Source organism: Nocardia sp. NPDC005998, assembly GCF_040614395.1.
In the GTDB taxonomy this organism is placed as follows: Bacteria; Actinomycetota; Actinomycetes; order Mycobacteriales; family Mycobacteriaceae; genus Nocardia.
Window position 1 is genome coordinate 1 of the sequence record NZ_JBEXUI010000086.1, and the last position, 5,900, is coordinate 5,900.

A 5,900-nucleotide genomic window follows, 5' to 3' on the forward strand; every position below is an offset into this window, starting at 1 on the left:
AAGCATCACCGCGATGAGAATCGTTATCTGCCAAGTCTTTCGCTCCCTCGGGAAGGGTATTCCCGCGCGTCGGTGACGGCCGCGCGGGTGCGCACCCGCCCCGAACTCCGGCGCCAGCGGCGTCCGCGGGCGCACGGCTGCTGGAACCATCTGCTCGCCGCACCGCTGTGGCCCAAACACGGCGTCAATCTCGGCACTCTGCTGCGTACCTGTGATGCGGTCGGCGCCTGCCTGGCGGTGCCCCGCCGACCGTGGGTGCCGGACGCACTGAACCACGGAAATACGCTGCGGCACCGGCAATGTGTGCACTGGATCGACGGCCGCGTCGACCGCTGGCTGGCCCGACAGCGCACCGGCGGTTCGGCAATCGTCGGGGTGGAACTGACCGATGAATCCATCCGCCTCGCCGACCTCCCCGTCGCTCGCAAACGCACCATCATCGTTCTCGGCCACGAATCCACCGGCATCCCACCCGAAGCCCTGGAACTCCTCGACACCGCCGTCGAAATCCCCATGGTCGGCACCGGCCACAGCCTCAATGTCGCGGTCGCGGGCTCGCTGGTGCTCTACAAACTCGCGGGACTCTGTTGATCCGCGTTGGTTCAGCACACGGCTCGCTGACGGGTCGTTGCTCCCCTCCGGGGTCACTCGCCCGGGGGCGGTAGCGGAGTCGCGTCGTACTTTTCGAGAACCCGATCCATCAGCTCACGTGCCCTAGGCTGCCACTCCTGTACCTGGCGCACCTGAGCGATACGTATGTCTATTTTGTGGCGTCTGGGGTGCGGAACGTCTCGGGCATGCTAGGGGACGTGCCCGGCCGGTCGTCGGGTGCGGTTCTCCAGCACCTCGAGCGGGCTCGGAAAGAGGGCAGGTTGACGTCGGTTCCCGGTCGCGCAGGTGGACGGGTCACGGACAAGGCAGCGAAGATCCTCGAACGGACCGTGCCGGACGCACCCGAGGGGCATATCTAGCACCAAGCTCGCCAGTCGAGTGGGCATTAACTTTGCCGGAGCCCTCAAAGTTTCCAGTGGGCTCCAGCCAGTTCACGGACGGCGCTCGGCCACCACCCGAAACTCCTCGGCGTACGGCCCTGTGACCTCAAACGTGACCGTTGCCGGTTCCGCCGCGTCACCATCAGACTCCGGGCCAGCTGGGACGATGGACCTTGCCAGCTCTCGAAGTCCGTCAAGCGTCAGTGCGTCGAAACCTCGTTGTTTCCAATGGTATTCGAGCGGTGAGGGTGGACTGTCGGCCGTATCGAGCAGTGCGAGCAACAGATCCTCCCAGCAGATCACGTCCCCGTGCCCTTGCTCTGCGGCTATCTCGGCGGCGCGGCGCAACGCAGCGATGACGCTGGCGTTTGCCCCAGTGATCGTGGTTACCGACTGGTGTTCGGCCATGGCCGACACCTTATCGGCCGTAGCGGCTATTGCCGCTGGACTCGAAGATTTCCCACCCGTTGTATTCGCGGCCTCCGACACACCAAATCCTGATGGTCTTCCCCGGTGCCGGACACATCACCTTGTCCTCTCTCGTCACTGGTTGCTCGGCGCAGCGGACCACTATCCCGCCCGACTGCTCGCACATTTCGATCGTGATTGCCGATGCTGGGGAGGTCACCAGCACCAGCACGGCAGTCGCGACTGCAACGATAAAGGCGAGTCGCGAAATGTTGTACCGCAAGGGATTTCCTCATTCCTTGTGCCTGACCGGCCGGGAGCCGATCAGTACTCCCGTGACGGGTCGGGCTCAATCCCGCCCGTGTCCTCGCGTTCGATCCGTTCGCGGATGCCCCAGATGGTGCGGTCCTGCGGAATCTGTTCCGGCCACACGATCACTCCGACCATCACCGCAAGCGGTAGGCCGAAGCACACGATCCACCCGAGCATGATCACGGCAAGTCTCGGAGCAGTCGCAGCACCTTTGCGCATGTCTCGGCGGCTGCGGGCTCGACAGGGCTGAGATCGTGATTCACGACGGCAGCACCCGGAACCCTGCGAGGGAGACTCCCTTGAAGGCCCAACTCCAGATAGAACCCCGGCCCCTCGTCGTTGTCCTCGTCGCCGTAGTCGGTGACCTCCAACAACCCACCTGGAAACACGAACAGTCTTGTGCGCCTATCCATCTCGACTCCTGTAGTCCGGTGCTGGTAGGCGCCCCGTGACCGGTTGGCGTCACATGTCACGGGGGCCAGCTCCGACGCTAAGGAGCCGCAGCGGAGAGCAGCCAGGAGTGTGCACAACTGTGCTCAGATTCGCCTATCAGTCCACAAAGTCGGCTAAACCGGGGGATCATGTCTGTAGCGCGGGAAAACTCGTGCTCAGAAAAAGACAGGGGGCAGAACGATGCGCCTACAGTTCCTCGGTAAAGGTGGTTCGGACGTTGGAGGGTGCCCGACGCTGTACGCCACCGACCAAAACTCTTATCTCGTCCAGGGATGGGAGACAGCTACCCCGGAAACCATCGAAATCCCGCACCTGCTAACGGGATTCGCCGAACCGGATACGTTCATCGGGTCGGCTATGACCGACACCGGCCGGGGCACGTTCACTCTGTCCGGCCGACCAGTCGCCGCGCCTGAGACCCTGGCTCAGCTCGACCTTGCGTCCAACGAGACAGCGATTGAAGTTCCGAAGATCAGGAGGACGTTCTACGGTGCTCTACCTTCAGCATGAGCCACCGGACTGGTTCGCCTTGTTCCGCGATTGCAAGGCCGAAGCGTTCCACCTTGAAGTTCGGGACGCCTACGCTGTACCAACTGAGTCGGACCGGTTTCGCCGGTTCCTCGCCGGAGAGCCCGCGTTGCCGGACGAGCACAAGAACCGTTGGAACGATCTCATCCGGGAGACGACCGGACGGGGTGTGACTGTCAGCCGGGTACGTGTGGTCACGGTTCCGCACACCGACTATCACCGTTGGTTGCTGTCGGTGACCGATACGAACACAGCGGCAGGTGAGGACATCCGGTACGTGCCCCGGCATCTCGCCGGGGAAGTACCCCCGGATGACTGGTGGCTCATCGACAACGAGCGCGTTGTCTACAACCTTGTGAACGAGCAAGGAAAGCCATCGGGTCTGGCTGTGACCGCTGACCCGGGAATCGTCGGCTACTCCCGGAGTGTGAAAGCACGACTGTGGGAGCTGGCTACCCCGTACGCGGAGTACGTCAGCCAGTGAGCAGTGTCCACGATGCGCGGGAAGCTCTCGGGGTGCGTCTCCGGGAGCTTCGCCGTACGGCCGGGCTGACCAACCGCAAGCTGGCCCAACTCTCAGGCTGGCATGAGTCGAAGGTGTCCAAGATCGAATTCGGACGGATCAAACCGTCCGATGACGACATCCGGGCGTACTGCGAACATGCAAACGCCAGTGACCAACTCCCAGACCTGTTGGCTACCCTCCACCACATCGAGGTTGCCTACCTCGAATGGCGGAAGATCCTCGGAACCGGGCTGAAGCGTCGGCAACAGAAGTCGCTGAAGCTCGAAGCGGAAGCAACCCACATCCGTGACTATCAGCCGCAGATCATTCCCGGCCTGTTGCAGACGGCTGAGTACGCCGAGGCCAAGCTACGCCGGGGTATCCAGTTCCATCAGGTACCCGACGATGTAGACGAAGCCGTGTCGAAGCGGATGGAACGGCAACGCATCCTGTATCAGCGTGACCACCTGTTCCACTTCCTGATTGCTGAGCAAGCGCTCTACACCACCGTTGGCACCGATGCCGTCATGATCGGCCAGCTTGACCGGCTGGGCTCAATCCTCGGAATGCCCAGGGTCACTATCGGCATCGTTCCGGCCACGGCCGAGGCCCTTGTGGTGTCCACCAACTTCGCCATGTTCGACAACCGGCTGGTTATGGTGGAAGGAACAGCCGCGGAGCTGACCATCACTCAGCCACGCGAGATAGCGACCTACGGCCGCGCATTCAAAACCCTTGCCGGACAGTCTGTTACCGGCGATGCTGCGCGAAAGCTGATCGGGGCAGCACTCGACGAACGACGCCGACGGCCCCCGGAATGACGAACCGGGGGCTATCGGCTTGATTACCCGCACGCGATGACAGCGGTAATCATGGTGGGGCATCGACTTGCATTCCCGTACACGATCGCTCAGGCAGGTTCGGTGGCGGACTACCCCTGCTTCACGCGCTCTCGGATGTCCTCGGGGAAGGATATTCCCGCGTCCTCGACACGCCGTCGAGATCCCCATGGTCGGCACCGGCAACAGCCTCAATGTCGCGGTCGCGGGGTCGCTGGTGCTCTACAAACTCGCGGGGCTGTGTTGAGATGTTCCGGGCGACATCACCGCACCCTTGAACCAGGAGCGAACATGGACGACTGGTTTGGCCTGTATTTCCAGCATGTGCACTTCCGCCGAGATCGTTGGCTGAAGGTCATTGCCCTTTACTGGGATCAGATATATCACCTATACAACGACGAGACCCAAACCTCGCTTCCCAGAATCAGCCCAACAGAATTGGCACTATCTTCGGCTGGCTTTGTTCGACCGATAACACCCAGTACGGCGAGCATCGAACGTGCGGCGGAGCAATTCATCGCCGCCACGTCGGCTCTCGATATCGCGAGATACCGACCGGGTGTCGCGCCCGGTATCTCCTCCTGGGAGTTCGAGGAGTCGCTGGCCAGTTGGAAAGTCTCTCCACCTTTGGTCGCGCTGCTGCGTGAAATGGGGTGGGCAACCGATGCTGGCGGCGACCGCCTGTTGATGCATGAAGTGCTCGCACAGGCATACTTGCTCTTCCTCGCCGGCGGTGTTGCCGACGAACTCGGTGCGGCACCGCTCGCCGACGACAGTTTCTACCAGTCCACAGCCGGCCTGAGTGCCAAACGCCTGATCGCTGGAATGTCAAGTGAGCCAGCGCCATTGATGACCTCCGACGAACAGCGGGCGTATCTGGTCAATATGGCGATCACAACAGTGCTGCCACGCGATATCGATGAGTACCCCGTGGACAAGATCATCGACTTTCGAAACCGCTACCGGGGAGAGCGGGCAATGTTCAAGCACGCCCTCAACGGCCTGGTCATCGAGTCCACCCAGCTCGAGGGTGTGAGAAACCGCGAAGCGCTGCTCGATCATCTGCGGGCGCGATACGAAAACCGAGTCGCCCCGGCGCTGGACAGCCTCGATCGCGCGATGCGCGGCCAGCGTATGGACACGGTACTCGGCGTAATGAATATCCAAGCCGCAGCACCCGCGGCCCTATCGAGTTCGCTGGCTCTCCTCGCACTCCACCCAGCGGCCCCTGGAGCCGCTGCAATCGGTCTCGGCGGACTCGCAATAGGAGTGTGGAAGTCCGCACAACAGGCATCGCGGCAGCATCGCACCACATTGGCCGAGTCGCCGGTGAGCTACCTCTATCACCTTCGAGAAGACCTGAACCCGACCTCACTGGCCGAGAATGTCCGTCAGGCCATTGCACGATTCGCGCCGAGGGGCAAATAGATTGCTCGCCGAACCGCCCAGCGCGACGGCACAGCGAGCAGAGGTTTGCAGCACTTTCTGTGATCTGGGGATGCTGCACTGCGCCAACTTAATTCGTTCACATCATGCGAGGGCATCACCGGTCAGCCGCCTTGGCGTCGAAACTCGCCGTCCGCTACCAAGCCGTTCTCCATATCGCCGCCGTCAACCAATTCCTCCGACACGGGTGAGGGCGGGCACCCGCCCGCCCTCACCACCTCTAATGCACGGGCTGATGTCACTGACGCGTCAATGCAGATTCGCCCGCGTCCCGCTCCTGGCTCGACACCTCACGTCTACGCCACGTGCATCTCCGTCGGCGGGAGCAATTGTCAAGAGTTGTGGATTGATTGGCTCAGCGGCGGGCGGTCGGGATCGACGCGGTAAGGGCTTGGGGCCACGTGAGTTCGAGTTCTT

The 5,900-nt window shown here is 62.3% G+C and carries 7 protein-coding genes and 1 pseudogene; 5 read left to right on the forward strand and 3 right to left on the reverse strand.

Annotation, left to right across the window (positions count from 1 at the left end; all coding sequences use genetic code 11):
• Positions 1-591, forward strand: a 591-nt coding sequence (locus ABZ293_RS41835) for a TrmH family RNA methyltransferase (RefSeq protein ID WP_355189887.1), incomplete at its 5' end; no start/stop codon positions are given.
• A 452-nt stretch (positions 592-1,043) separates the two neighbouring features.
• Here ABZ293_RS41835 and ABZ293_RS41840 read toward each other — a convergent pair.
• The 3 genes from ABZ293_RS41840 to ABZ293_RS41850 all read right to left on the reverse strand — a co-directional run bounded on the left by ABZ293_RS41840 (position 1,044) and on the right by ABZ293_RS41850 (position 2,125).
• Positions 1,044-1,400, reverse strand: a complete 357-nt coding sequence (locus ABZ293_RS41840; RefSeq protein ID WP_355189888.1) for a hypothetical protein — start codon at positions 1,398-1,400, stop codon at positions 1,044-1,046.
• 324 nt (positions 1,401-1,724) lie between these two features.
• A complete protein-coding gene (locus tag ABZ293_RS41845; RefSeq protein ID WP_355189889.1) occupies positions 1,725-1,889 on the reverse strand; it encodes a hypothetical protein in 165 nt (54 codons plus the stop codon).
• 2 nt (positions 1,890-1,891) lie between these two features.
• Positions 1,892-2,125 (reverse strand): hypothetical protein, encoded by a 234-nt coding sequence (locus ABZ293_RS41850; protein ID WP_355189890.1) that lies wholly within the window; start codon positions 2,123-2,125, stop codon positions 1,892-1,894.
• Positions 2,126-2,655: 530 nt separating this feature from the next.
• On the opposite strand from ABZ293_RS41850, the gene ABZ293_RS41855 reads away from it, so the two are divergent.
• The 4 genes and pseudogenes from ABZ293_RS41855 (at position 2,656) to ABZ293_RS41870 (ending at position 5,465) form a co-directional block, all read left to right on the forward strand.
• Positions 2,656-3,177 (forward strand): DUF6879 family protein, encoded by a 522-nt coding sequence (locus ABZ293_RS41855; RefSeq protein ID WP_355189891.1) that lies wholly within the window; start codon positions 2,656-2,658, stop codon positions 3,175-3,177.
• Positions 3,174-4,019 (forward strand): helix-turn-helix transcriptional regulator, encoded by an 846-nt coding sequence (locus ABZ293_RS41860; RefSeq protein ID WP_355189892.1) that lies wholly within the window; start codon positions 3,174-3,176, stop codon positions 4,017-4,019. The genes ABZ293_RS41855 and ABZ293_RS41860 overlap by 4 nt, the downstream gene beginning before the upstream one ends.
• A gap of 172 nt (positions 4,020-4,191) precedes the next feature.
• Positions 4,192-4,284, forward strand: a pseudogene (locus tag ABZ293_RS41865) (TrmH family RNA methyltransferase); the annotation flags it as partial.
• Between the two features lie 44 nt (positions 4,285-4,328).
• Positions 4,329-5,465: a DUF6236 family protein gene (locus ABZ293_RS41870; protein WP_355189893.1), complete on the forward strand. Its 1,137-nt coding sequence runs from the start codon at positions 4,329-4,331 to the stop codon at positions 5,463-5,465.
• Positions 5,466-5,900: the final 435 nt, after the last annotated feature.

Excerpts from the sequence above, each read along its gene's own strand:
- ABZ293_RS41840 (WP_355189888.1), bottom strand. The coding sequence starts at position 1,400 with ATGGCCGAACACCAGTCGGTAACCACGATCACTGGGGCAAACGCCAGC.
- ABZ293_RS41845 (WP_355189889.1), bottom strand. The coding sequence starts at position 1,889 with ATGCTCGGGTGGATCGTGTGCTTCGGCCTACCGCTTGCGGTGATGGTC.
- ABZ293_RS41850 (WP_355189890.1), bottom strand. The coding sequence starts at position 2,125 with ATGGATAGGCGCACAAGACTGTTCGTGTTTCCAGGTGGGTTGTTGGAG.
- ABZ293_RS41870 (WP_355189893.1), top strand. The coding sequence starts at position 4,329 with ATGGACGACTGGTTTGGCCTGTATTTCCAGCATGTGCACTTCCGCCGA.